This is a genomic window from Bradyrhizobium nivariense, from assembly GCF_029846695.2.
Lineage (GTDB): Bacteria > Pseudomonadota > Alphaproteobacteria > Rhizobiales > Xanthobacteraceae > Bradyrhizobium.
Map to the genome: position 1 here is coordinate 18,501 of NZ_JARWCR020000022.1, position 23,417 is coordinate 41,917.

Genomic DNA, 23,417 nt, shown 5'->3' on the forward strand with positions numbered 1-23,417 from the left:
TGCATAAACGGATAACGCAATAATAACGTGCATACACGGAAGAATTGTGTCCGTCCAGAAGCACTTATGCTGCTTGCACGGCTTTTGCGGAGCTGACGGCGCCGAGGCGCCCCGAAAGGGCGCAAGCCAGCTGAGGGCCTGTGCCGCCGGCATCATGCTCGGCGCCCCGAAGTCCGCGCTGGGGGCCGGTCACCGGGGGATCAGCGCCGCCGGTGACCGGGCGGACAAGCTTATTTGGCGGGCCTTCTCAAAGCGGCGCGAAAATCTGCCAGATGACCAGCAGCACCACGATCACCAGCACGACGTAGATGATCCTGCGGCCGATGGGGCTCATTGGATAACCCTGTATTTTTTGGCCGACTTGCGTCTCGACTGAAGATCTGGGCCCGGCTTCCCACTGTTCAAGGCCCGCATGATGCCGATGCGAGCAAACATCGTCGGGCCGCCGCGCTCGACCACCAGGAGCAGGGCTTCCATCGCGGCCCGCCATTCGGGCGCGGCGTGCTCCTTCTTCGGCAGCGCAGCGATGTATTCGCCGGCCTGCAGAAGCGTCCTTAGCGGCTTTCTGCCGGGCAAGGGAATGGGGTCGTCGAACGAGCGGGCCCAACTCATCCGCAGCGGTGGTTGTGCGTGTGGAGCGTGCTCACCCTTGCCCCCTTATTTTGTACCTCGAGACTAGAGAAGTCCTGCGCCTGCATGCTCTTTGAAAACCTCCGCCTCTTGAATGTACCCCGCCAGCGTGTCGACGGACTTGTGGCGGCTTACGTCCTTCATTCGGAAGATGGACTTGCCGGCAGCAGCCGACGAGGTGAGGAAGCCTCGGCGAAGGGAGTGGCCGGAGAACGCGCCGGCATCAAGCCCGACGCGGCGCGCGTAGGCCTTCACGACAAGAGCAACCGATTGGTCAGTCAGGCGCTCGGCGCTGACTACTCCTGCCTTGTTGACCGGACGGAACACCGGTCCGGCCTCGATGCCCGCAGCGTCCAGCCAGTCACGCAAGGCAGCCGCCGGGCAGGTCTCGGCCGATCCGCGCGCTACGGCGATAGTGACACCCTCGGCGTCCTGATCCGTCTTGGACTTGGCAATGAGGACCAGCAGCCCCTCTGGCGTCTCCTCGATATGCTCCACATCAAGGGCGACCAGCTCGGAACGCCGGAATGCTCCACCGAACCCTAGGAGCAACAGCGCGCGGTCGCGCTTGCCGGCAATCGTGGCGGGGCACGCGGCAACCATGGACTTGATTCGGCCCGCCACAGCCGGCGCCTTCTTGACCTTTGCCGCGCCAATGGTGCGGCGGATGCCGCGGAGTGTGGCCTTGACCGCCTCGCTATCGGTAGGCGACGGCAGGGACGCCAGCTTGTGCGCATAGCGGATCGCGGCGAGGCGTCGGCCGAGCGTGGAGACCTTTGCGCCTTCCTCGACGCCGTGCGCCAGATAGGCCGCCACGGTTTCAGGAAGCGCTGGCAGGGCGCTCGCACCCTTCTCCTCGCAATAGAGCCGGAACAGACGAAAGTCGGTCTCATAGGCCCTGCGCGTGGCTGGCGCTTTCTCGGCCTTGGCATAGGAGATGGCTGCGGCCAGGTCGGGGGCGATGGAGACCGGCAGACTGACGGCAGGGGCAACCACGGGAAGGGAAGCCATTGCTTAAGTTCCATAGGTAGCGAGAAGAAACATTATCAATACCTATGTGATGTCGTGCTATCACGCAAGCACCAAGACGTCGTTGCCTTTGATTGTTTGATTTCATTTCAGCGGCCGGCCTCTGTTGATCTTCTGTATCATCAGGCCATACCAAGCTAGGATCGGCACCCGCACCTGAGCCAGCCGTATGCCCCGCAAGAAAGCCAACCGCCCCTCGTCCCGCGATCCTGGGGCATTTAAGGCCTTGATTGTCAGGATGAACCCCGAGGGCTGGCGAGCGCTGCGGATCTTGGCTGCGGAATCCGACACCACGCTAAACGCGCTCGCAATCGAGGCCTTCAACGATCTGCTTCGAAAGAGACACAAGCGGCCGGTCGTGGCAAATCCGCTGCTCGATGACGATTAGAGAACGGCAGTATTTTATTGCCTACACCGCTGATGAAACACGGCTTTCAAGAGCTGACTCCCCCACCGGCTGAGCTACCATTTCCTGCCATTGCACCTTGCCAATTGTTGCCATGGCCCGGCGCGCGTAATGCGCAGAAACTACGCCAGAGGCGCAATTGTTGCCCGCGGCGATGTTTTCATTTGTTCTCCCGCCGGGGGTTTTAGATTGTCTACATTTGTTTACAGGCGCCTTGTCATTACTTGTCATCCGCTCCTCGCGCGCGCGTGCGCGTATTGGTCCCGAAACTACGCCACCGGCGGCACGTAGCAGCACTGCCGACGCTCATTTTCAAAATGAGCAGGGCTCTGGAGATCCTGACATTTCTTGATAGGGCGGCCCATTGCTCTGAACGGGAAACCTTTGATTTCCTTTCCTAAAGTGATTTTACCCACCCCCACTCTGGCGACGTGGAGATGCTTTCATTTGCTTTAGTTTTGTTTTGTTTGCCAGGCTAGGGCCGCTGTCGCACTGACCCTGTCGCTTTCGGCAGGTGTGGGCCGTCTGACATGTGGGCATGATCAGGGACAAAGGATGAGGGCCGCGGCTTATGCGACGTTACTACTTCCCGATTTTCCACAAAGGCGAGACACAGGCGGACAATGTGGGGGAGTTATTTTGCTCGGCTGAAATAGCTGTTCAATACGGCGCCCGTGTTGCTCGGGACATCGCCAGCGATCCCGCATATGACCGTGATGCGGGCACGCTCGTAATCGTGGTTGATGCCACCGGCGCCGAGATGGCGCGGCATAGGGTTGCTAGTTTTGCAATCGCTGTCTAGCGGGAGGCGTCATTTCACGTCAATCTATGAGCCGATGCTGCTCGGCTTTGATTTCCTTTGATTGAATTCAAGCCGCCGCTGGCGTTCCACCCGCTCATTTCCGCTCAAGCACGCCGATCACAGCCTGCGGGTTCAGGTGGATCAGTCGAAGCAAAACGAGCGCGGGCCCGGTTGGCCTCCTTCGACCCTGCTCCCAATTGCGAAGCGTCTTCACGGGCACGCCAATGGCGTCCGCGAAGGTCTGTTGCGTCTGCCCTATTCCCGATGCCGCGCGTACGGCCTGCACATTGATCATTTGCGGCGCGGGCCTTTTAGGGGATGAAACAATTGCGCCGCTGGCGTTCTCTGCTGTTGCGCTCATCGCTACTTTGCTCCTCCGGCATATGCTGCTCGGCAAATTGTCACATGAAAGTCAGCGTACCGTGCCGCCTTGGCGGCACTCGCCCTAGTATTTTGTTGTATCGATGATGTTGCCGGTAGCGACGCACGAGCCCGCGTTCCGCACGGTGCAGTTGGAGCCGTTGCCGCCGATCAACTCGACTTTCAACTGATTGGCGGTGCTGCCCGTAACGCGCTGTATCAAATCCACGACCGTAGCATTGCCAACCATGCCGCTGATGTACGTCATGAGACCGTTTCCGCCGGCCGGCGTGTTGATATACGCGCATACGGTTACGTTTTCACAATGGATGTCAACGAAACGGTTCACTACCGCGGGGCCGTTGGTGTTTTGAAGTATGGCTTGACCGCCCCAAACCGGGCCGCCCGCGCTGAACCAAGTCCCGCCGTCTATGACATTGTTAGCTGCGCCATTCAACGACACGCCGAAAGGCGTCACGCTCGAATTTGGGACGCAGTACATCTGACGAATGTGAAAGATACTAGCGCCGCCGTATCCGGTTTCCGTGTACGCGCAAGCGCGATAGATCGGATAAATTGAAACGTCGACAATCGCATCATCACTATTCGCGCTGTTGCTGTACACCATCGCCACGGTGCCAGAAACTGGAGCGTTCGCGCCAAACAACGTCATGTGCTCGATGCCGACAAAGTGGGCCGTTTGGTGATTTTGCGGGTCGCCAAGCGTAACGAATTGTTGCGTGGACCCGTCTGCATCGCACTGCTTAAGCGTGGTACCCGAGTTTGAAACCCCACTGAGCTTGACACTAAACGGCGCTATGAGCCCATTGCAGATCAAAGCCGTCCCGGCCGGGACGATGACTTTACCGCCTGCGTACCCGCCGGTATCGACATTGCTAACGCCATAGCCGGTGAAATTCAGCGCGTTCTGTACCGCGGCTTGATCATTGGTTGCCAAGCCGTCGTTGGCCTTGCCGGCGCGATCCAGCTTGGCACCAAACTGCCGAACGTTTGGGAAGTTGCCATTATCGACGACATACTGGAATTTTGTACCGACGCTGTCTGTAAAACTTGCGCTCGGCGTCGTGACCGTCGCAACGGTCCACTGCGGTGAAACCGAACATGTCAGTGTTGAGCCGTTGTAGGAACCGTTCGGAATGGTCAACGCGTCGCCGGCAGTGTACGCGTTCCCCTTTGATCCTGTCGGGGTGAAGCTCGTTATCGCGCCGCCTGCAATGACGACGATGCCTTGCAGCTTTCCACCCGTGCCACCGGTCGGAGACACGCCGTAGAAAGTCCCGTTTGTACTGCACGTTCCAGCAGTCGATACCGAACCCGTCGCAACAAAGCTATCAATAAAGTTGCCGGACGTGATTTTCTTGAACGTCGCGCCACCACCATCACTGGCAGAGCCGTAGCCTTGGGTTGTCACAGCCGAAAAGGCGGACAGATCCAGAGTTGCCGCAATAGCGCGGCTAGGCAGTACCGGGTTGAGCCCGCACTGCCAACCCGTACCAGCCACCCATTTTGTGATCTGGTACGACAGCGTACACGCCGTCAGCGCAATATCTGATGTTGCCGAGCCGTTCAGTGAGCCCTTGAAGGTGTTGGCAGAGCCGGGGTTGATCTTCGCGTTTGTGACCGCATTGGATTGTATGCCTGCCGCAGCAATAGCGCTGAACGATGGATCTGTAGACGCGCCCGTGCTCGTAAGCGGGATACCTGCCGTACCTGGCGCTACGTTGGTGTAGCCCGTGACGCCGGGTCCCTTGCCGACAGGAACGGCATGGTTCGATACTGGAGCGTTCTGCGCAAAGAGCGGCGCTCCAGAAAGAGCCGCAGCAAACACAGCAGTCAACAGGGCTTGTGCTTGCTTCATCGCACATACCCCAGCCCATTGACTGGATGGAGAAGGGCAGAAGCGTCCGGCGCCTGAAGTTCGAGCGTCCCCACCCCCTGGATGGTTTGTCCATCCACAAGCACGCGGCTACCCACCGCAGCGTCCTTGAGTACGACGACCAGGATTGGCAGGTTCTTTTCGTTGGCGGTCGGCAGGTGAACGGTTGACCGACCTTCAAGCAGAACAATTCGAGTGGCCCTATTCAGCCAAACATCGCCACTGCGAATTCTCACCGTGTGCGCAACATCTGACGCGCTCGCGGGAGCCGGGCTCGAAACAAAGAGGCCGAACGCGCCCAGGGCCGCGCCTAACCGTAGGCTCGCTCGTTGACCGCGACGAACCATCACACAGCTCTAGCGAATTGTTGAAGATCGACGCCATCGGCCCGCAAGCGATCAACCAAGCTGCGTCGCACGTATTCAGATGGAGTTGTGAACTGGCTCGCTGCGGCCAAATCGAGCGCCTTAGTCAGCGCCGGCTGCACGCGCAGCTTAAGCTGGTCAGTATAGCGGCGTGGCGGATGCTCAGACTTTTTGGATTGCGCTTCGACCATCTGCCGGCTCCATGCGTACCTTGCGTGGAGCATTGTCGATGCGTGGTGGTCTCACCACGCTAAGGCTGATTGCCTCGTGACAATCGAGGAAATTCACAAGACTGACGCGGCTGCGCATGCTGAGGCCGGATATCAAACCGGTCGAAATAGGAGACCACCCTCTCGCCGACCCGATCACCTGCCAGATAAGAGTTCAGCGCGGCCTTGTCGCCATCAAGGAACATGGCAAGCGCGACCCTGCTAACCCACCATGTGCCGTCACCGACTCGCCGGCCGACACCGTAGCTCTTGCACCATTCCCGAATGGTGCCTGGCGATTTGCCGGCGACTGCGGCCGCTTCTTTCACAGTTATGGCCTCGTTTCGATCGAACGGCTTGAGCGTGAACCACTCCTGCGTCTCTGGCGGCCTCATGCGAGCACCTTTGTGACCAGGACCGCGTCTGTCATAGCGGGCTTTCTGCGATAAGTGAGATGCGCGCCGGTCCGGCGATGGATCGTTGCCGAGTGCGCCGTGATCACGGGGACTGAACCGCCCTGCACGAGGAAGAGGAACCCCATCGCGTCGAAGCGCGAAGCGGGCGCGAACGGATGAACCCCGTAGAGATCCAGCGCTGTCCAGCCCATCGCGTGCGCCGCGCGCCCCCATCGAGATAGAAAGCTTTCGGCGTCACCGAGGAGGAAATCCCACCGCTCAGGGCTCATCCAATCGGGACAATTTCGCTGCTCTAGTTCCCCCAAAATCGCATGCCATTCTGACGGCGCGCCGCCTCGCTCGCCGTCATCCTCAACCCCTGCAAAATTAGTGGTCCCACTGGTCCCACTGGTCCCACTATCGTTAAGTGATTGACCCGCAGTAGATTTGCCGGGACCACTCACTGCGCCGTGATGGGACCAGTCGTTTTCAACTGGTCCCACCTCTTTGCAGCGACTGGTCCCGGCTTTTTCCTTTTCAATGAACGGCTTGCTCGGGGTGGGACCAGTGGGACCAGTGGGACCAGTATTTTTCAGCAGGTCGAGCACGTGAGAAGTGAAGTCAGGAAAGCTATGCGTCATTCGCCGTCCTCCAGAAGCTGAGAGACGATGTGATAGAGGCGCAACTGACCATGCCCAGGGACCCGAACGTGCTTCGCGCGGCGCGCCGGATCGGGAGCATCCATGTAGCCCTTCGTCGCCATCGTGGCCGCCAACCGGCGGGCGTCGAGCCCGCGGCAAATCTCCTCCTTCCATGCAGTGGTCGTGACGAAATAGTCCCAGCCGTCGCCCACTTTCTGGCGATAGCCGGCAACGTCGCGCGGGTGGATGCGAGTATCTTGGTCCGCTTCCCAAGCCGGAATGAAGCGGGCCATGCCGTTCGCGAGCAGGAAGGAACGCACCTGCTCCAGACCGTCCTGAACCTCTGCGGCATCATGCCCGCCGCGGGCAGCCAGCCAGTCGTTGAAACATCTGCCCGCCGCCGAGATGGCCTCGCCGGGCTTCCACGGCACGATGCCGCGCTGCTGCGCCAACTCACCGCCAACGGCGACTAGGGCGAAGCGCTGGGCCACCCGCTCGATTTGGCCGTCTGCGCCCTTCGGAACAAACTGGCTGCTGAAAGCTGCCATGATCGGCGCAATCTGCCGGCGCAGATCCTCAATCGCGGGCACGATCGACCCGAGGTAATGCCGGGCTGCGACACCATAGTGTTGCTGTGTCGCCGTCCGCAGATGGCGGGCCAGTCCTTCGGCGCTCTCGAACCCGTGCAGGTTTTCGAACATGCCCATCCCGGCACCAGCATCGGCGGCTATATCAACAATGCGAACCTGCTGACCGGCCGCTATCCGCTTGCCCCGCCCATCCTCCGCCACCTTGTCGGCAAGGCCGATTTCGCCAGACGAGAGGAACAGGACGCGCCACTTTGCGGCTCGTCGCGCCGATCCATCACGCGTGCTTCGCGATTTGCCCGACCCATTGGCCAGCATATAGGCGGCTTCGCCGGCATCCTTCGCCGCGAGTTGCGAGAGCTCGTCCAGGCAAAGAAGCGTATCCGAATGGCTGAGCGCAACACCTTCCAGACCGTTGGCCGTTGCACGCCACGACCGAACGAAGCCATTTGCATCCCCGCCGCCCCAGACGCTCCCCGCGACATGTAGGGCCGTGCTCTTGCCCGTCGATGAGGCGCCTTTGAAATGAAGGCCTCCGCCCTCGGACGAGCACGGGCCTACGAGCGGACCAGCGAAGGCCGCAGAGATGGCAAGCACCAGGCGGCTGTTGCCGACCGCGTAGCGAGCGACGTTTTGCTGCCAGCTCTCGAGCGTGCCGCCCTGGCGGAACGAATGCTCGTGAGCCGTGACGCTCTGCAACAGCAATTGGTCGCGCTTGTCGTTCGCAAAGCAGTCATCCGGCAGCACGAAGGAATTGCTGTGCCACCCAACCCGCTGGGTTGCCCTTGCTCGGTTCGGGCTGCGAACCTGAAGCAAGAACGAGTTGAAGAGACCGCGCGCTGTCTGGCTAGGCGCGATGAAAAAGCCGCCCTCCATGAGCGCGCGGCGGGCTTCTGAGCCATCGCCCGCGAGCGTGGCACGCGGCAACGCAAATTGGTGCTCGCGGTCGTCGTGGTCCCTCCACCGGAGGAGCACCCCCCAATTGGAGCCGTCCCCGTCACGCGTCTCGGCCACAATGTCGAAGTGACCAGCAATCAGAATTGCGGGTTTGTCCAGGTCGTCGGGGTTCTGATGCATGAGGCCGCGGTCGGAGAAGCAATAGCCGAGCGGCAATTGCTTCTTTTGCTCAGCGCGGCCCGCGATACGTTCTTCGTCGGGGTGTTCTGCCTCGGGAGAGGCACCATCACCCGGGGCGGTCGACGAACCTTCGTCCGGCTTCGCCTTCGCTTCTTTCTCAGGCGGCCAAAGTTCGGTGCCCTCAATGAGCGCCGAAAGGTCGGCGCTGGTCTTACCGGCCGCTAGCCAATCGGACACGTCACCGCCTTTCGGAGTATCCGGGAAGTGCAGCACGCGGATGCTAACGGCGATGCCTTGCGCGAGCGCCGCTTTTTCTTCTGCGTGCTTCCTGCCGGCGTCATCATTATCGGCCGGAATGACAAGATGGCGCCCGCGCGTATACTCAGCACAACCGGTCGGCAGCCCGTCGCCAGTTCCTCCGAACGTGAAGGAGCGGAACGATGCTTTCGTCAGCGTGTCCACGTCTTTTTCGCCTTCCGGCCACAGCAGCGGCGCTTCACCGCTGAACGGGTCAGGACCAATGAAGTAAGGCACGTTCTCAAAACCTTCGGGCTTCCGATATTGCCAGCCCGTCCGCCCGTCAGTGTCGGCCACGCGGAACACGTTGAAAGCGTTGCCGTCCTTGCGGAGGATCTTCAGCCGAACCGGGACGCTGCCCCGGCAATAGCTGTGCCGGCGCTTTTCATCGTCGCGAATGCGCGGGCCTTCGTCGCCAGCCGAAACGAAGCGGGGCTTGCCGTCCTGGTCCGGTTTTGTGCGGGGAGGGAACGAGGTTGGAGCGACGCGCGCGCCGTTCGGCTCGGCCGCAACCTTGTCCGCCCTGTTCGGCGCCGAGCGCATGTTGCCCGTCAGCGTCGACGAGCCCTCGGCCGGCTTCACGTTCAGGAGGCTTTGCAGATCCCGGGCCGCGTCCAGCTTGGACTTGCCCTCAAGGTAGGCGACTAAATCGATAGCATCGCCGCCCTTGTCCCCGGTCGCGAAGTCGCTCCAAACTCCAGTCTTCATGTTGACCTTGAAACTGCCGGGCCGGCCATCAACGCGCGTCGGGTTACGCGAAACCCATTCCCCCGCCGATCGATAGCCACCCGGCAACAACTTCGGAACGATGAAGTCCAGCGCACCCAGAGCGGCGGAACTCACCGCACTAAAATCCACGCGCTCATGCCGAGCGAAGGCGTTGTGAATGGCGCCCATGTTCAGAACTTTCCTTTGAGTTTTTCGGCAAGCGGGTGATTGCTCGACTCTGCCTTGCGTGCATCATCAATTGCCTGAGCGGCATCGGAGGATGACGAGAAGACGCCGGGCACTTCGCGACCGGAGGGGAGCGAGGCTGAGAAGCGTTTGCGCCCGAGTTCATGAATGAAGCCGAGCACTTCACGGCCACAGCAGACAGTCAGCGTTCTCACGATTAAAGGAGGGCTCATGACGCGCCCTCCATCGAAACAATCTCGATCGCAGTCTCGAGACGATACCTGCCATGGCTGCCTGGAAAATCACCTTTATGGGCTTCATAGTCCGTCGAGATACTGAGACCGGCACGGCGCAGTTTGTAGACGTAGTGGCTCCAGCGCGGCGCCGGGTGGTCTATAGTAGTGAGGCCTTGCGGCCCTGCATTGACGAGATGGCGAAGCGTCCATGCCTCGCGGCCGGCGAAGGTTTGAAGCGATCCGTCAGGCAGCTTGATCCTGATCTTGTCTGTCATCGCTCGGCCACCCCTCCGATTCCGGCAAGGGCCGCGATCAAATCGGCATGGCCCGGCGGGAGCGAGTATCGAGAAGCGAGGAATTGCCCCGCCCTCGTTGCCGGCTTGCGGACTACGGCCGAGCGCCAGCTAAATAGGGGCAAGCTGGAAAGGTCTTGGATTGCGAGTGGCGACTTGCTATGTGTCTGCATTGTTGGAAGCCTTTCGAAGGCCCGGTGCGCTCGCTGACTGCCAAGAAAGTCGAGCCGCCGGGTTTTTCTTTTTCGGAGGGGGTGGGATCAGGCAGCGGTCGCTTCGCGACCAATAGCCGGGAGGGTCCGCAGCCAACGCCGCAGCTCACTGGCCTCAAAGATTGTCGCCTTGCCGTCCTTTCGGGCGGTAAGCTCTTTGTCCCTTACAGCCTTGTAGATGCGCGTGCGGCTGCGGCCGGTAGCGGCGGCGGCCTCTTCCGGGGTGTACGCAAGCTTTACTGCTTGCTCGTGCTGATCGGTTTGGGGGGGCGGCATGGTGCGTCCTGTTTTTCAACAGTGGCCTGCGGACTTGCAGGGCACGCACCGAAACTGGCTGCTTCGTTGATTCCGTGGAATATAGGCGGCGGGAAAGGGCTAAGCCGTTTCAGCCGTGAACATCAGAAAGGACTTAGCTCTTTCCATTTTTAAGGACAGAGGTAACTGCCTTGACGAAGGAATCCATGCTCAGCGCCCTAGGCAGACCCTCTCTCACGCATTCCTCGTCAACGCTGATTTTGATCGCTCTGGCGACGGCCGAAGCGTTATTCATATCGACATGGCCAGCCTCGCGCGCGCCCTCGATCGCCACGCTAATGATCCGCGCGCGCTTCGCGGCCTTTTCGGCTGTGGCCGCAGAGCCCTTTGCTGTGCCGGTCGTGTGTTTCCGCTTGGCGTAAGCAAGCTCGTGCTCGCCGAACACCTCCATATGAAACCAGTGCCACGCGTCCGCCAATCCGTAGATTTGCGCCATCATCGCTTGTTGCTCGGTCAGAGCGGCCTCGGCCGCGGCATCGTCCAACCCACCTTCAGGAACTAAGGCGTTGGTCAACTTTGAGGTGAGGGATGCGCTGTGTCCAAGCAACCTCGCCGCCAATGTTGCCGGCGAAAAAAATCCGTACTTTAGCGTCAGGCCGGCAACCCAGGCGGCAAGTGCTTGATCAAGGGCAGCTTCAGGATCGTTGGCCTTACTCGCCCTTGCCTCGTTCATGACGGTTTCTAGAGATTTTTCGCCAGCTTTTTGGAGTAAGCGGTTAGCCGCATAGTTTAACTTCTTAGCCAGCTCTTTCGCACTCTCGGGCCCCTTGCCTTCCATATCGATTTCGACGCGTCGAAGCCCCCTCCGCTCTTCATAGCTAAGGTGTCCTGCCAATGACGACATCACTCGATTGGACTCGAGGGGCCGTCTCGGCTTCCCTTTGTTGCTCATTTGCACTCCGCTAGTGCTCCGCATGGTGACGACGCGGCAGGCTGGTGCGGACCAGCTTTTCGGGAGCTACCCTAGCCGTGCCGGTTCTTCGGCGTCTCCGCCAAAACTCTCGCTATCTCCCGCGCGTAGCGATTGAACGCTGCGCGCTTTTCCTTCTGTCGCTCATACATATCATAGTGCACAGATCCCACGTCGCGCGCCTTGTGGTTCAAGCATGCATCCCGATCCTCTTTCTTGACACCAAGCGCCGACATTCTGGTTTCGACCGTCCGGCGCAAGTCGTGAGGGGAGGGAGGATCCTCGCTCCATTTCCCGTCCATCGTCTCGGCAAGCCGCGCCATCGCGACGGTGAGAGCGTGGGCGCTGATCGACTGCGATTTGTCTTTTGAGCGAGGTGAGGGGAAGAGAACCTTCGCGCCCTTGGGTAGCAGCGACATGGCTTCCTTGATGGTCTCCACTGCTAAGGAAGATAAAGGCATGAAGAAATCCCGCTTATTCTTCACACGCTCCGCGGGGATGGCCCAGCCGGCGGCACTGGCTTGGTTCAGGTTATGAAGCTCAGACAGTTCGCAACCGGCAACCTCGTTCGCTCGGCCGGCAGTCAGGAGTGCGAGCCTGAGGGCCAGTCCGGTCTGACGTGAAATCGGCTTGTCGACCGCCTTCCTCCAGAAGGTCCGAATTTCGCTATCGTCGAGCACGCGCTTGCCGGTCTTTTCCACCCCCCGCTTCTTGAGGCGGACCATGGGATTATCTTCTCTCAGGTCGCAATCGATCGCGAACGAGAAGATTTTGGAAACGAGCGAGTGAACGCGATTGGCCGCCGTAGGCGTTCCGGCCGCAACGATGCCCTCAAGCAGTTCGATGCAGTCGGCGCGCCGGATCTTCCGATAGTCGCGCTTTCGCCACTTCGGCAGAACGTGCTTATCGAGGTTGCGCCGGTCCTCAGCGACAGACCTGGGACGCTTATGCCGCTCGGCGTGCTCGATGATGTAGCGTTCGGCAAGTACCGCAAACTCACGAGACCCGGCGTCCGCTCGGGCAGTTCGCTTCGCTTCGATGGGGTTAGTGCCACTCGCTACCTGCTTGCGCATGTCGTCGGCGTCGGATCGAGCCTTGGAAAGCCCGATATCGGGATAGTTGCCGAGGGTCGCGCGCAGCGTGCGCCTGGTGAGCGGATCGCGGAAGCGAAACCCCCATGACGAAACGCCCCCTTTTGTTACGCGCAGCACAAGGCCAGCGCAGCGCACGTCAGCAACCTCAAGCCTGCCCTTTGCAGGGGGCTCGATTGCGCGGCAATAGGCGTCAGTCAGCAGCTTCTTCATGCGTCCCCACGGGGACACGCCGGGGACACAAATTCGCGGGATGCAGCGGGACTGACTGGACCGGAGGGGGACATTTCCGCAGAATAAAGCGAGAACCAAGCCTATTCAAGCGTCCCGATGCGTACCCCACCGTTTTGAGCATCAGACTACGAATCTGAGGGTCGGACGTTCGAATCGTTCCGGGCGCGCCAGTCACGCAAATTCTCCTTGAAGATCAATAAGTAACGCAGATACAAGCGCTTAGCTGCCGCGTGGTGGTCACAAGCGGTGGTCTAAATCGTGCGTATCTTGATGGGCGTTATCAAAGACAGACACGGGACGTGGTGCGCCCGGAAGACAGTGCCTAGCAAGCCTTCGGGGCTGCAGGCGGTGGTCGCGCAAGTACTGGAGAACGGCAAGGGCACTCAGAAGCACCTGAAGCGCTCATTAGATAAACGCGTCCTTCAGATAAACGCGTCCTTCGGTAATCGGGGATTGCTGGGTCAATGGTCCGCCGACCTAAAGAAGGGCTTCTCCAAGAAGTACCACACTGAGGGCTGGGGGATTGATCCGAAGAAGTACCCTGTGGCCCGCGTGCGCGAAGCGACGGTAGCTAGGCATCCGCTGCTCGCCTCGTGGGGCCAGACGGCTCCCGGGATTCCCAGTAGCTACGGTGAGCTGATGTACCGAGAGAGCCAAGTGATCATCTCAACCATGGTGCGCCTTGCAACTGAGCACTCCATCCCATCGGCACCCGTACACGACAGCATCCTCGTCCCAAGGTCGAAGGTCGCTGTTGCTCGGCGCTTGCTTGAAGAACAGTTCAAGGACCTTATTGGCGTAACCCCGCTACTCAAGGTCTATCCAGCGGTGGGTTAGGCAGACCTAGGGCTCTTGGGAGGTCTTAGGCTGTGTGGGTGGTGGTGGCAGTTACCACCTACTCCAATCTAGGGCACCTGAGGGCACCTAGCACCTAGGAGGCACCTGAGGTTACCCAACCCCACCCCTCCATAACGTGGAACGTTTTCCGTGGAGCGGAGCGGGTCCACGGGCGCCACTTGCGTGTAAGAGAGACGGACTTTCCCGCTCCTCGGACCATCCTCCACCATATGCCTCTCAGGATTCCTAGGAGACGCGCTGATTCATTCGGGTGCGCCCGAGCTACCCCCCCCGTGTAGCTACCCCACGTATGGCCCCTCCTGCGGATTCCTGGCGTCACCCAGCGCCATGTAAACGGTTTCTGGCGGGGAACGACGTGGGCCTTGGTGTTCTTGGGACACCTCACCGGGCGATGTCGACCGCTCCGAGGGATGCTTGTTACGACAGCTGACACTTAACGACATGGATCAGTGGCTGCCGTCCAACGGCGCGCACGTAGTCGCGCTTTGCCATGCATTTCGCATAGCGCAGCTGATCTCGCTGCGCCGACTGGATCGTGCGAAACTTGTAACCTTCGTGCGGCCCGAACCAAACAGAACCGCGCCCGAAGGGCCGGTCATGGATTTTCGATCACGAAAACAGAAAGGTCCCAATCAGCAGGCCTGCAGCGAAAGCAAACAGCCCCGAAGTGCAGACTGAAACGATACGGACGAGGATGCGAACTTGCTCCTCATACTCTTCCTGTGCGGTTTGTGCGGTCTTGCGGAACTGAGCCGTCATTACAACTGCCCTGCCATCGCCCAGATTTGGCGAATGTACGCTCGAAATCATGGCCAAGGCGTGGCCGGATGACGATGACAGTCCCTCAGAAACCCCGGGCGCTCTCAAGCGCTGCTTCAGCCGAGCAGCCAAATGATCCTAAACCCGGAGAACTTGAAGTTCACCTCAGAAATCTCGGGAAATAGGGGTCCCGTGCGAAAAGGGGACCCGTTTCAAATCTGGGCCTCCGACGCTCACGTGGCGAAACGCGCCATCAGCACCGCGTCGCCGAGCAGCACTGAGCCTGCTATTGCGCACTCCAGCGCCACTGAGATGGTCCCGGCCACCATCATCGTGAGTGCTATCGCTACGGCCATCTGTGGGCTTCCTTACTGGGCTGAAGGGTCGAGGGGTTATTGACAGTCATGCCGTGCCACGTGGCGGCGTGAGCCTAAGAGTGTCGCCAGCGCGATGGGGCGGTAGAAGCCTGCGCAGGGGCCACGTCAGACTTCAAGAGCGCGATAGACGGAAGCACGACCGATCCTGAGCGCCTTTGCGATAGCTGACGCGCCCATGCCTTCAGCCTTCATCGCCTTGACCTTCGCAGGATCGATTGATGCCTTGCGCCCCCGATAGACACCGCGCGCCTTAGCGTCGGCGATGCCCTCAAGCTGACGCTCTTTACGAAGGTTGGTCTCGAACTCAGCGAAGACGCCGAGCATATCGAGGAAGCACTTGCCTGCTGCGGTGCTGGTATCGATGGGCTGCTCTGTGGCTTTGAGCGAAGCTCCACGAGCCTTCACGGTGCGTACGATATCCTGAAGGTCACCGATGCTGCGCGCGAGCCGGTCGATACGCGTAACCATCAGCACGTCACCATCGCGGAGGAAGTCGAGCACGGTACGCAGTTCAATCCGGCCTGTGGTCGTTGTGCCGCTGCGCTTCTCTGAGCGGATCAGGTCGCAGCCTGCCGAGCGCAACGCACTCTCCTGCACGTCAAGGTTCTGGTCGGTCGTGCTCACGCGCGCATAGCACCCAAACGGACAGTGCTCCTTCGAATGGCAGGGCTCTGGCGCCAGCCCCCTCGGCCCCCCGGCGGACCGAGCAGTCATGTTGCTTGTCTATTTGCGCGAGTGCTATCTGGGAACCGGCAATAGGGGGCAGGGAATGGCACGCAAGGGAACGGCTACCTCGGAAAGCATCGCAGCCGCAAATGAGAAGGTTGAAAAGGAGGTCGCGCGGCGCAAGCGCACGGTGCGCAGCTTCCCGGCCGCTCCCTTCGAGGACAGCATCGATTTTGTGAAGAGCATGTTCGAGTTCGGAAGCGGTGAAGTCGTACGCAGGCTTTCGCTGTTCGACCACATCGGTAAGTCGCCAGACAGCGGCGCGAGCCGCATGTTGGTGACAAACGCAAACAAGTACGGGCTCATCAAAGGCAATTACGCCGGCGAAACGCTTGAATTGACGCAAGACGGTATACGTACTGTTGACCCGCAGATACCACCACGTGACCAGCTACGTGCAAAGATCAAGCTATCGATAGAGGACATCGAGATTTTCGCGAAGCTCCATGAGCGATTTGTGGGCAGGGCTTTGCCAGCGAAAACGGCTTTGATCGATACCGCTATGGAGTTGGGTGCAAGCAAAGATGCCGCGCCGGAGGCCGTGGAAACATTCATTCTCAATGCGCGTTATGTTGGCCTATTAGCGATGCTGTCCGGTGCTGAACGGCTCGTCTCGAAAGACGCGGCGGTGGATGCTATTCAGCAGCCTGCAGGACAGACGACGTTGGGAGCGCCTTCGTCATCCAGTCTACCGCCAACAACGCCGCCCCCGGCTGGTGCTGTCATCACCGCAGACCACGCCAAATTCGAAGCTACGTGCTTTTACATCAGTCCTATCGGCGCCGTTGATAGTGAGTATCGCCAGCACTCCGACCTATTCATGGGCACACTCATCGAGCCAGCCGTAGCATCGTTTGGGCTGTCACTGGTGCGCGCCGACCAGATAGACAAGCCGGGTATGATCACCAAGCAGATCATGGAATTTCTGGTCAAGGCCCGGCTCGTAATCGTCGATATGTCCTACCACAACCCCAACGTCTTCTATGAGCTGGCCATTCGCCATATGATGCGGTTGCCCATCGTACAGATTGTTCGGAAGGCGGACACGATACCATTCGACGTGAACCAGATGAGGACCGTCATTATAGACACATCCGACATCTATTCGTTCGCGCCGCGCATTGGCACATATCAAACGGATATATCCTCTCACATAAGGCGAGCGCTCGAAGCTCCTGAAGCGGTTGAGACCCCAATATCCACTTTCTTTCCAACACTGCGTGCGGCGCTGGCGTAGAGACACACTCAACGCTGGCGCAACCGTTCGCATCCTGGAAGCAAAAGGGAACCCATGGGGGAAGACCCTCGTCGCCAGCTTCCGATCCTTCTCCCAGAGAGTGAAGTAGTCGCGGTGGTAGCAGCGAAATGAACCGGCACGACCGTCGAAAGGCCGAGGCAGTAGAGCGGACGTCGCGCCGCCTATTGAAATTGCGCTGCTCCGGCTGCGACCGTGTCGGGTTGCCGATGACAAAGGAGCATTTCTTCCCGCAGTGGCTCATTGAGTGTGCGAAAGTTCACCACGAAGGGATCACTTGGCTTGATGGGCAAACAGTAGACCCGGATAAGGCGACTATACCGCTGTGCGCACACTGCAACGAAACCTTTGGAACTTCACTCGAGGGGCCGGTGGCCGAAGTATTTCGACAGCTGGAGCAGGGAGCGGCCCTCAGTGAAAATGAAGCTGAGTTGCTCGTGCGCTGGCTATGGAAATTCGAAGGATTGCAATGGGCCGCTGCGACCAACAAGCCAGAGGGCCTGTACACGCGTCGTTACACTCTTCGCGAGCGAGCAGCCGAGGCCAACGCGTTCAATGAAGTTCGGGCAGACATGTTGCTCGCGGTAGCGCTCACTCACAGCAACGATCCAGACTTCAACGACTGGCCTATGGGTCTCGATACGCCGCCGAGCGAGAATGCGCTGACGATGAGCGGCGTCTTCGGTCGCGTCGCACTCATCTGCTCATTAGCCGAATTTGCTGACGAAATACCTGACGTCTACGGGAAGTATCGCTTTGACGCACCAGTTGGTGGAAGGGATACCAAGCTGTTCTTGCCGCCAATGTCATTTCCGTTATCGAAAGGGGCAATCGACACCACCCGCGAGGTCGGGTTGCGGCTTGCGTTGCTGCATGACGAGTGGGGGCGCAGGGGATGGTTGCGGAGGGATAGAGCTGTGATTATTCCAGCGCGTCCACGCGAAGAACTACCCTCCATCCGAAAGGCTCACTGAGGCGGTACAGGTTGAAGGTGGTCACAAGTAGTGGTACGATCGGCTTGGTAGCTAAGTCTATTTCTGCTGATTTTTCAATGCGGAAGCTGTTCGTCGGTCGCCTCGTTCCGGGCGCGCCATTTTCGCTTCGTTTGCGATGTTGCCAATCAGCCGCGGCCATTGCCTTGGCTTACGGGATCCTTGCCACGATTTCGGGCCGGTTTTTCTCGAGCCACGCCACGGCCTCGGGTCCATCGACGACGCACGCGAAGGTTTCCCAGGTTGGGTCCTCCAGAGATTCGGGTTGCAGTCGCTTCGCCGCATACTCAACGAGGTCGTGCAGGCGTTCGTATCCGCGTCGGCGCTCGAGGGAATCTGCAATCGCGGTGCTGGCCCACCCTCGTTGGGCCAGATCGATAATGCTCGGAGCGTCAGCCTCGCTGAACCAGGGTGTGGCATCGAACTCGATGCAGCGGACATTATCGGCGGTATGGCACGTCGCGTGGATCATTGGATTCCTCCGTTCGCCGGCTAAAGCATGATCCGGAAAAGTGCGAAGCGGTTTTCCGAAAAGATCATGCTCAAACAACAACCTAAAAGCGCGATGATGATTCATCCTCATCTCATCGCGCTTTAAGTTTCACATCGCTGCCTCCCACGCCCTCAGGCTTTGACCAGATCCCCCAGCAGGTTCGCCGCCACCGTCAGTTTGGCGAGCGTCAGGCCGCTGGCAGCAATCTCCTCGACCGAGCGGCGGATGCGCGTCGCTTCGGGGTGAGCCGCGAGCCAGGTCTCGACAGCCTGCTGGCCGGACCGGCCGGTTGCCAGCATATCCGCGGCCAGTCTTCTTTCGGCGCCAGCGATCTGCTCAACGGCGCGATCGATCGCCATACGTTCGAAATAATCGTTTGCCGGCACGCTGCGCGCGGCGGCGATGATGCGGTCGAGACGGAAATTGGCTTCCGCAGCGTAGAAGGTCGCGGCGGCATCGCCGATCGGGCGGCTGGTGCGCTCAGCAACCGTCACGATATCGGGTGCCGAGACCAGAGCGTCGAGCTCGGCGAGCTCGCCGGCAAGGCCGGGCGGAATACCGGCGTCGGTCAGCTCCTGCCGCCGCCTGGTGCGCACGGCCTGCAAGTCCGGCGGCAGGGTGGTATCGAGTCCAGCGACGATCTGGCGGATCGCCGGGCCGAAGCGCGCGACGACGGCCTCCAGCCCGTCCTTGAAATCGACGTTGCGCACATACCAGACCATGCGGGAGAGCAGGAGATCCTGGATCGCCGCGTAAAGGCCGAGTTGCAACTGCCCATCGATGCGTGTGTCGATCGCGTCGATCGCGTCATTGAGCCGCCTGAGCTCGTAGATCGCGTCCACCGCCACCTGCGCCATGACGATGGTCGAGATATCGGCGTCGGTATCGTCGGTCAGGCGCACGACGCAGGCCGGCCCCCCGCGGTTGATCACGGCATTGACGAGACTGGTCGCGATGATCTCGCGTCGGAGGCGATGGAGCTCGACCGCGGTCGGGAATTTGTCCGGAACCTCGCGCGGAAAATATAGGGACAGTCTGCGGGCGAGATAAGGATCGTCCGGCACGCTGGTGGCGAGCAGGTCGTCGTAGAGGGTCAGCTTGGCGTAGGCGAGCAACACGGCAAGCTCGGGCCGCGTCAGGGACTGGCCGCGCCGTGTGCGCTCGGTGAGCGCTGCGTCGTCGGGCAAGAATTCCACGGCGCGGCTGAGCAGGCCGCGTTGCTCAAGCGACTGCATCAGGCGGGTAAGGAAGCCGGTCTCGGTCACTCCCTTGCGTTCGGCGAGCGAGAGCGCCAGCGACTGCAGGTAGTTGTTGCGCAGCACCAGCGCGCCGACCTCGTCGGTCATTGCGGCAAGCAGGCTGTTGCGGTCGGCGGGGCTGAGGCGTCCCTCGCGTTCGGGGCGTGCCAGCGCGATCTTGATATTGACCTCGACGTCGGACGTGTTCACGCCGGCCGAGTTGTCGATGGCGTCGGTGTTGAGCTTGACACCCTTCTGCGCGGCTTCGATGCGGCCACGCTGGGTGACGCCGAGATTGGCGCCTTCGCCGATCACCCGGGCGCGAACATCGGCGCCTGCGATGCGGATCGGATCGTTGGCGCGGTCGCCAGCTTGATCGTCGCTCTCTCCCGATGCGCGGATATAGGTGCCGATGCCGCCGAACCACAGAAGGTCGGCGCGCGCTTTCAGGATCGCGGTCATCACCTCGAACGGCGTTGCTTGCGGCTTGTCGAGATCGAGCAGGGCGCTCACTTCCGGTGCGAGCGGGATCGCCTTGAGCGTACGCGAGAACACGCCGCCGCCTTGCGAGATCAGCGACTTGTCGTAGTCCTGCCAGCTCGATCGCGGCAGGTCGAACAGGCGCCGCCGTTCGGCGAAGCTGATCGAAGGATCGGGCGAGGGATCGATGAAGATGTCGCGATGATCGAATGCCGCCACGAGCTTTGTCGCCGGCGAGAGCAGCATGCCATTGCCGAAAACGTCGCCGGACATGTCGCCGACGCCGACCACGGTGAACGGCACGGTCTGAATGTCGGTGCCGAGCTCGCGAAAGTGGCGCTTGACCGCTTCCCAGGCGCCGCGCGCCGTGATCCCCATCTTCTTGTGATCGTAGCCCTGGCTGCCGCCGGAGGCGAAGGCATCGCCGAGCCAATGGTTCTTCTCGGCCGAAATCGCGTTGGCGACGTCGGAGAAGGTGGCGGTGCCCTTGTCGGCGGCCACGACGAGGTAGGGGTCGTCGCCGTCATGGCGCACGGTGGATTCGGGCGGCACGACGATGTCGCCGTCGAGATTGTCGGTGAGTTCGAGCAGCGAGCGAACGAAGATGCGATAGACCTCGGTGCCTTCCGCGAGCCAGGCGTCGCGATTGGAAGGCGGCGGCAGGCGCTTGGGCACGAAGCCGCCCTTGGCGCCGACCGGCACGATCACGGCGTTCTTGACCTGCTGCGCTTTCACCAGGCCGAGGATCTCGGTGCGGAAATCCTGCGGCCGGTCGGACCAGCGCAAGCCGCCGCGCGCAACCTTGCCGAAGCGCAGGTGAATGCCTTCGACACGAGGTGAATAAACGAAGATCTCGTAGCGAGGTCGCGGCGCCGGTAGGTCCTCGATCTTGCGCGCGTCGAACTTGAAGGAGATCACCGGACGCGGATGTCCATCCTCGCCGATCTGCCACAGATTGGTGCGGATGGTCGCCTGCACCAGATTGGTGAAGCGGCGCAGGATGCGGTCTTCATCGAGCGAGGCGACGGATTTGAGCTGTTCCTCGATCTCGCCAAGGAGGGCCGTCTCGCGCGCCGAACGCTCGGCATCGGTGGAGGCGAGGCGTGGATCGAGGCGGGTCTGGAACAGCGCGACGAGGCTGGCCGTGATCGCGGCGTTCTTGCGCAAGGTCTCCCACATGTAATCCTGGGTGAACGGAGCGCGGATCTGGTGCAGGTAGCGCGACAGCGCCCGGATGGTCGAGACTTCGCGCCAGCCCAGGGCGGTGCGCAGGATCAGGGCGTTATATCCATCGGATTCGGCGCGATCGGTGACCACCGCCATGATCGATGCTTCCAGGCGATGGCTGAATTCCGGGGTGATCTCGATCGGCTGGCCGTCGCTGGTCTCGATCGTCATCTCGTGGAGCCAGACCGGCTCCGGCCTGTTGCCGGGCACGATCTGATATGTGCGTTCGTTGACCACGCGCAGTCCGTGATTTTCGATCACCGGCACGCGATAGGACAGCGATAGCGGTGCGGCGTCGGAGAACACCTTCAGCCCGAAGCGCCTGGGATCGTCCTCGCCTTCGAAGCGGTGAACCGAAATCGTCACCGGGCGGGCTGGCGTGAGCTTTTCGACGGTCTTGATATCGGCGATCGCCTGTTCCGCGCCGAACACCTCGGTATAGCCGCCGCTAAAGGCCCGGGCATAGCGATTGGCGAGCATGCGCGCCCGCATGCCATCGGTGGAGGCAGTGAGCGCGGCCTTCAGCTTGTCGGCCCAGGTCGCGGCAATGGCGCTGATCCCGGCTTCGAGCGTGGCGCGCTCGACGACGGGCGTTTTGCCTTCATAGCGCCCGATGATGAAGTGGACGCGCGCAAGCGCGCCTTCAGGGAACGATACGTAGGAAGCCGACAGCGTCCCCTTGTAGACCTGCGACAGGAAGGCGCCGACGCGCGTGCGGACGTCGGTGTCGTACTTCTCGCGCGGAATGAAGGTGAGAATGGAGACGAAGCGATCGAACTTGTCCACCCGCGCCAGGGCCCGGACGCGCGGGCGCTCGTAGAGGATCAGGATCTCCATGACGAAATCGTAGAGCGTGTCGACGTCGATCTGGAACAGTTCGTCACGCGGATATTCTTCGAGAATATGCATGAACGCCTTGCCGGAATGGCCGTTCGGGTCGAAGCCGGCGCGTTGCAGCACCCGCGTCACCTTGTGGCGGACATAAGGGATCTGCCGTGCCGAGCGGGTATAGGCGCCCGAGGTGAACAGGCCGACGACGCGCAATTCGCCCTCCAGCCGGCCGTCGGGCGTATAGAGCTTGATGCCGACATAATCCATGCGGATGCGACGATGAACGCGGCTGGAGACGTTGGCCTTGATGACGATGAGCAGGGTGGGTTCGTGCATGAACTCGCGGATTTCCGGCGTCATCACCACCATTTCGCTACCGCGGCGCAGGACCTTCGTATCCGGATCGCGGAGGATGCCGAGGCCTTCGCCGGTCGTGATGTCGTCCGACGCCTCGCTGTCGGGCGAGAAGCGATATTCGCGCACGCCCAGGAAAGTGAAATTGTCCGCGCAGAGCCATTGCAGGAACTGGTTGGCTTCGGCGACCTCGTCGATCGGCAGCGGCGGCGGATTGGAAGAGAACGTCTTGATCGCTTCCTCGACGCGGTCACGCATGGCGCGCCAGTCGACGACGCAGGCGCGCACGTCGTTCAACGTTCTGGTGAGGCCGTCGATCAACTTTTGGCGATCGGCGTCGGCGTCCAGGCGGGTGATGTGGAGGTGAATCAGGCTTTCGCGCGCGCCCTTCACTCCGTCCGGCAGTGCTTCGCCGTAGAAGCGCAGCAGCCTGCCCTCGTCATCGCGCTCCACGGCGATGATCGGGTGAGCGACGAGGGTGACTTCGATGCCCTGCTCGGCGAGCTCCGCCATGGTGGAATCGAACAGGAAGGGCTTGTTGTCGTTGAGAATCTCGAGCACGGAAATCTCGCGCCCGTTCGGCAACATCGGATTGGCGACGCGGATATCGGCGCTGCCGGCCGTGCGTCGCTGCACGTGCTCCCAGGCATGCTCCGCCAGGAGGGCGAGGGAGGCGGCATCGAAATTGTCGAGATCCTCGATGTTGCTGTAGCCGAACAAGGGCTCGGCAAAGGCCCGGGGGCTCTTGCCCGGCGGCACGCTGCCCGCTGCGTCGCGGATCAGGGTTGCCCGGGCCTTGTCGTCACGCCACGCCATCATGTCCTCCATTTGCCGCGCCGTCCGACCGCAGCCGCGATCATCAGCTTGATTCTGGAGTGCATCTCTTCGAGCGCCGCGATCGAGCGCGTGCGCGAAATCCTCGGTCTCGAAGCTTCAACAGCTCTCAA

At 60.9% G+C, this 23,417-nt stretch carries 24 protein-coding genes; 5 read left to right on the forward strand and 19 right to left on the reverse strand.

All coding sequences use genetic code 11. The features are described 5' to 3' along the window. Nucleotides 1-330 precede the first annotated feature (330 nt). Both QCM77_RS19625 and QCM77_RS19630 read right to left on the reverse strand, forming a co-directional pair. Nucleotides 331-612, reverse strand: coding sequence for a hypothetical protein (locus QCM77_RS19625; protein ID WP_279684525.1), 282 nt, complete (start codon nt 610-612; stop codon nt 331-333). Between the two features lie 63 nt (nt 613-675). After that, the gene (locus QCM77_RS19630) at nt 676-1,641 is read right to left on the reverse strand and encodes a site-specific integrase (protein ID WP_279684526.1); all 966 of its coding nucleotides are present in this window, start codon (nt 1,639-1,641) and stop codon (nt 676-678) included. Between the two features lie 256 nt (nt 1,642-1,897). On the opposite strand from QCM77_RS19630, the gene QCM77_RS19635 reads away from it, so the two are divergent. Continuing rightward, a complete protein-coding gene (locus tag QCM77_RS19635; protein WP_347882387.1) occupies nt 1,898-2,047 on the forward strand; it encodes a ribbon-helix-helix domain-containing protein in 150 nt (49 codons plus the stop codon). 21 nt (nt 2,048-2,068) lie between these two features. On the opposite strand, the gene QCM77_RS19640 is transcribed toward QCM77_RS19635, so the two are convergent. Then, entirely contained in the window at nt 2,069-2,296 is a 228-nt protein-coding gene (locus QCM77_RS19640) for a hypothetical protein (RefSeq protein ID WP_279684527.1), read from the reverse strand. A gap of 340 nt (nt 2,297-2,636) precedes the next feature. Here QCM77_RS19640 and QCM77_RS19645 point away from each other — a divergent pair, with 340 nt between their 5' ends. Beyond that, nucleotides 2,637-2,867, forward strand: a complete 231-nt coding sequence (locus QCM77_RS19645; protein WP_279684528.1) for a DUF6894 family protein — start codon at nt 2,637-2,639, stop codon at nt 2,865-2,867. Nucleotides 2,868-2,961: 94 nt separating this feature from the next. Here QCM77_RS19645 and QCM77_RS19650 read toward each other — a convergent pair whose 3' ends face one another. The 11 genes from QCM77_RS19650 to QCM77_RS19700 all read right to left on the reverse strand — a co-directional run bounded on the left by QCM77_RS19650 (nt 2,962) and on the right by QCM77_RS19700 (nt 12,859). Continuing rightward, nucleotides 2,962-3,228 (reverse strand): helix-turn-helix domain-containing protein, encoded by a 267-nt coding sequence (locus QCM77_RS19650; protein WP_279684530.1) that lies wholly within the window; start codon nt 3,226-3,228, stop codon nt 2,962-2,964. A gap of 84 nt (nt 3,229-3,312) precedes the next feature. Continuing rightward, nucleotides 3,313-5,106: a pectate lyase family protein gene (locus QCM77_RS19655; RefSeq protein ID WP_279684531.1), complete on the reverse strand. Its 1,794-nt coding sequence runs from the start codon at nt 5,104-5,106 to the stop codon at nt 3,313-3,315. Nucleotides 5,107-5,470: 364 nt separating this feature from the next. Then, a complete protein-coding gene (locus QCM77_RS19660; RefSeq protein WP_279684532.1) occupies nt 5,471-5,680 on the reverse strand; it encodes a hypothetical protein in 210 nt (69 codons plus the stop codon). 59 nt (nt 5,681-5,739) lie between these two features. Beyond that, entirely contained in the window at nt 5,740-6,093 is a 354-nt protein-coding gene (locus QCM77_RS19665; RefSeq protein WP_279684533.1) for a helix-turn-helix domain-containing protein, read from the reverse strand. Further along, entirely contained in the window at nt 6,090-6,734 is a 645-nt protein-coding gene (locus tag QCM77_RS19670; RefSeq protein WP_279684534.1) for a hypothetical protein, read from the reverse strand. Before QCM77_RS19670 ends, QCM77_RS19665 begins: the two co-directional genes overlap by 4 nt. After that, the gene (locus QCM77_RS19675) at nt 6,731-9,592 is read right to left on the reverse strand and encodes a DUF927 domain-containing protein (RefSeq protein ID WP_279684535.1); all 2,862 of its coding nucleotides are present in this window, start codon (nt 9,590-9,592) and stop codon (nt 6,731-6,733) included. Before QCM77_RS19675 ends, QCM77_RS19670 begins: the two co-directional genes overlap by 4 nt. Nucleotides 9,593-9,594: 2 nt before the next feature. Beyond that, entirely contained in the window at nt 9,595-9,822 is a 228-nt protein-coding gene (locus QCM77_RS19680) for a hypothetical protein (protein WP_279684536.1), read from the reverse strand. Then, entirely contained in the window at nt 9,819-10,100 is a 282-nt protein-coding gene (locus QCM77_RS19685; RefSeq protein WP_279684537.1) for a winged helix domain-containing protein, read from the reverse strand. The genes QCM77_RS19680 and QCM77_RS19685 overlap by 4 nt, the downstream gene beginning before the upstream one ends. A gap of 278 nt (nt 10,101-10,378) precedes the next feature. Further along, a complete protein-coding gene (locus QCM77_RS19690; RefSeq protein ID WP_279684538.1) occupies nt 10,379-10,606 on the reverse strand; it encodes a helix-turn-helix domain-containing protein in 228 nt (75 codons plus the stop codon). Between the two features lie 133 nt (nt 10,607-10,739). Then, nucleotides 10,740-11,537 carry a hypothetical protein gene (locus QCM77_RS19695; RefSeq protein ID WP_279684540.1) on the reverse strand — a complete coding sequence of 266 codons (798 nt, stop codon included), beginning with the start codon at nt 11,535-11,537 and terminating at the stop codon, nt 10,740-10,742. A gap of 71 nt (nt 11,538-11,608) precedes the next feature. Next, a complete protein-coding gene (locus tag QCM77_RS19700; RefSeq protein ID WP_279684541.1) occupies nt 11,609-12,859 on the reverse strand; it encodes a tyrosine-type recombinase/integrase in 1,251 nt (416 codons plus the stop codon). 279 nt (nt 12,860-13,138) lie between these two features. On the opposite strand from QCM77_RS19700, the gene QCM77_RS19705 reads away from it, so the two are divergent. Next, nucleotides 13,139-13,717: a hypothetical protein gene (locus QCM77_RS19705; RefSeq protein WP_279684543.1), complete on the forward strand. Its 579-nt coding sequence runs from the start codon at nt 13,139-13,141 to the stop codon at nt 13,715-13,717. A 630-nt stretch (nt 13,718-14,347) separates the two neighbouring features. On the opposite strand, the gene QCM77_RS19710 is transcribed toward QCM77_RS19705, so the two are convergent. The 3 genes from QCM77_RS19710 to QCM77_RS19720 all read right to left on the reverse strand — a co-directional run bounded on the left by QCM77_RS19710 (nt 14,348) and on the right by QCM77_RS19720 (nt 15,498). Then, nucleotides 14,348-14,497, reverse strand: a complete 150-nt coding sequence (locus QCM77_RS19710; protein ID WP_279666251.1) for a hypothetical protein — start codon at nt 14,495-14,497, stop codon at nt 14,348-14,350. 233 nt (nt 14,498-14,730) lie between these two features. Beyond that, nucleotides 14,731-14,853 carry a hypothetical protein gene (locus tag QCM77_RS19715; protein ID WP_279684544.1) on the reverse strand — a complete coding sequence of 41 codons (123 nt, stop codon included), beginning with the start codon at nt 14,851-14,853 and terminating at the stop codon, nt 14,731-14,733. A gap of 126 nt (nt 14,854-14,979) precedes the next feature. Beyond that, on the reverse strand, nt 14,980-15,498 hold the full coding sequence (locus QCM77_RS19720) for a recombinase family protein (RefSeq protein ID WP_279684545.1): 519 nt from the start codon (nt 15,496-15,498) through the stop codon (nt 14,980-14,982). 88 nt (nt 15,499-15,586) lie between these two features. Here QCM77_RS19720 and QCM77_RS19725 point away from each other — a divergent pair, with 88 nt between their 5' ends. Both QCM77_RS19725 and QCM77_RS19730 read left to right on the forward strand, forming a co-directional pair. Then, the gene (locus QCM77_RS19725) at nt 15,587-16,837 is read left to right on the forward strand and encodes a hypothetical protein (RefSeq protein ID WP_279663363.1); all 1,251 of its coding nucleotides are present in this window, start codon (nt 15,587-15,589) and stop codon (nt 16,835-16,837) included. Between the two features lie 128 nt (nt 16,838-16,965). Beyond that, on the forward strand, nt 16,966-17,829 hold the full coding sequence (locus QCM77_RS19730; RefSeq protein WP_511337206.1) for a hypothetical protein: 864 nt from the start codon (nt 16,966-16,968) through the stop codon (nt 17,827-17,829). Between the two features lie 169 nt (nt 17,830-17,998). Here QCM77_RS19730 and QCM77_RS19735 read toward each other — a convergent pair whose 3' ends face one another. Both QCM77_RS19735 and QCM77_RS19740 read right to left on the reverse strand, forming a co-directional pair. Then, a complete protein-coding gene (locus QCM77_RS19735; protein WP_279684547.1) occupies nt 17,999-18,319 on the reverse strand; it encodes a hypothetical protein in 321 nt (106 codons plus the stop codon). 152 nt (nt 18,320-18,471) lie between these two features. Further along, the gene (locus QCM77_RS19740) at nt 18,472-23,298 is read right to left on the reverse strand and encodes an NAD-glutamate dehydrogenase (RefSeq protein WP_279684548.1); all 4,827 of its coding nucleotides are present in this window, start codon (nt 23,296-23,298) and stop codon (nt 18,472-18,474) included. Nucleotides 23,299-23,417 lie beyond the last annotated feature (119 nt).

Excerpts from the sequence above, each read along its gene's own strand:
- QCM77_RS19675 (WP_279684535.1), bottom strand. The coding sequence starts at position 9,592 with ATGGGCGCCATTCACAACGCCTTCGCTCGGCATGAGCGCGTGGATTTT.
- QCM77_RS19625 (WP_279684525.1), bottom strand. The coding sequence starts at position 612 with ATGAGTTGGGCCCGCTCGTTCGACGACCCCATTCCCTTGCCCGGCAGA.
- QCM77_RS19690 (WP_279684538.1), bottom strand. The coding sequence starts at position 10,606 with ATGCCGCCCCCCCAAACCGATCAGCACGAGCAAGCAGTAAAGCTTGCG.
- QCM77_RS19735 (WP_279684547.1), bottom strand. The coding sequence starts at position 18,319 with ATGATCCACGCGACGTGCCATACCGCCGATAATGTCCGCTGCATCGAG.
- QCM77_RS19630 (WP_279684526.1), bottom strand. The coding sequence starts at position 1,641 with ATGGCTTCCCTTCCCGTGGTTGCCCCTGCCGTCAGTCTGCCGGTCTCC.
- QCM77_RS19680 (WP_279684536.1), bottom strand. The coding sequence starts at position 9,822 with ATGAGCCCTCCTTTAATCGTGAGAACGCTGACTGTCTGCTGTGGCCGT.
- QCM77_RS19655 (WP_279684531.1), bottom strand. The coding sequence starts at position 5,106 with ATGAAGCAAGCACAAGCCCTGTTGACTGCTGTGTTTGCTGCGGCTCTT.
- QCM77_RS19670 (WP_279684534.1), bottom strand. The coding sequence starts at position 6,734 with ATGACGCATAGCTTTCCTGACTTCACTTCTCACGTGCTCGACCTGCTG.
- QCM77_RS19715 (WP_279684544.1), bottom strand. The coding sequence starts at position 14,853 with ATGGCCGTAGCGATAGCACTCACGATGATGGTGGCCGGGACCATCTCA.
- QCM77_RS19740 (WP_279684548.1), bottom strand. The coding sequence starts at position 23,298 with ATGGAGGACATGATGGCGTGGCGTGACGACAAGGCCCGGGCAACCCTG.
- QCM77_RS19695 (WP_279684540.1), bottom strand. The coding sequence starts at position 11,537 with ATGAGCAACAAAGGGAAGCCGAGACGGCCCCTCGAGTCCAATCGAGTG.
- QCM77_RS19665 (WP_279684533.1), bottom strand. The coding sequence starts at position 6,093 with ATGAGGCCGCCAGAGACGCAGGAGTGGTTCACGCTCAAGCCGTTCGAT.
- QCM77_RS19650 (WP_279684530.1), bottom strand. The coding sequence starts at position 3,228 with ATGAGCGCAACAGCAGAGAACGCCAGCGGCGCAATTGTTTCATCCCCT.
- QCM77_RS19730 (WP_511337206.1), top strand. The coding sequence starts at position 16,966 with ATGAACCGGCACGACCGTCGAAAGGCCGAGGCAGTAGAGCGGACGTCG.
- QCM77_RS19710 (WP_279666251.1), bottom strand. The coding sequence starts at position 14,497 with ATGACGGCTCAGTTCCGCAAGACCGCACAAACCGCACAGGAAGAGTAT.
- QCM77_RS19660 (WP_279684532.1), bottom strand. The coding sequence starts at position 5,680 with ATGGTCGAAGCGCAATCCAAAAAGTCTGAGCATCCGCCACGCCGCTAT.
- QCM77_RS19725 (WP_279663363.1), top strand. The coding sequence starts at position 15,587 with ATGTTGCTTGTCTATTTGCGCGAGTGCTATCTGGGAACCGGCAATAGG.
- QCM77_RS19700 (WP_279684541.1), bottom strand. The coding sequence starts at position 12,859 with ATGAAGAAGCTGCTGACTGACGCCTATTGCCGCGCAATCGAGCCCCCT.
- QCM77_RS19635 (WP_347882387.1), top strand. The coding sequence starts at position 1,898 with ATGAACCCCGAGGGCTGGCGAGCGCTGCGGATCTTGGCTGCGGAATCC.
- QCM77_RS19640 (WP_279684527.1), bottom strand. The coding sequence starts at position 2,296 with ATGACAAGTAATGACAAGGCGCCTGTAAACAAATGTAGACAATCTAAA.
- QCM77_RS19645 (WP_279684528.1), top strand. The coding sequence starts at position 2,637 with ATGCGACGTTACTACTTCCCGATTTTCCACAAAGGCGAGACACAGGCG.
- QCM77_RS19685 (WP_279684537.1), bottom strand. The coding sequence starts at position 10,100 with ATGACAGACAAGATCAGGATCAAGCTGCCTGACGGATCGCTTCAAACC.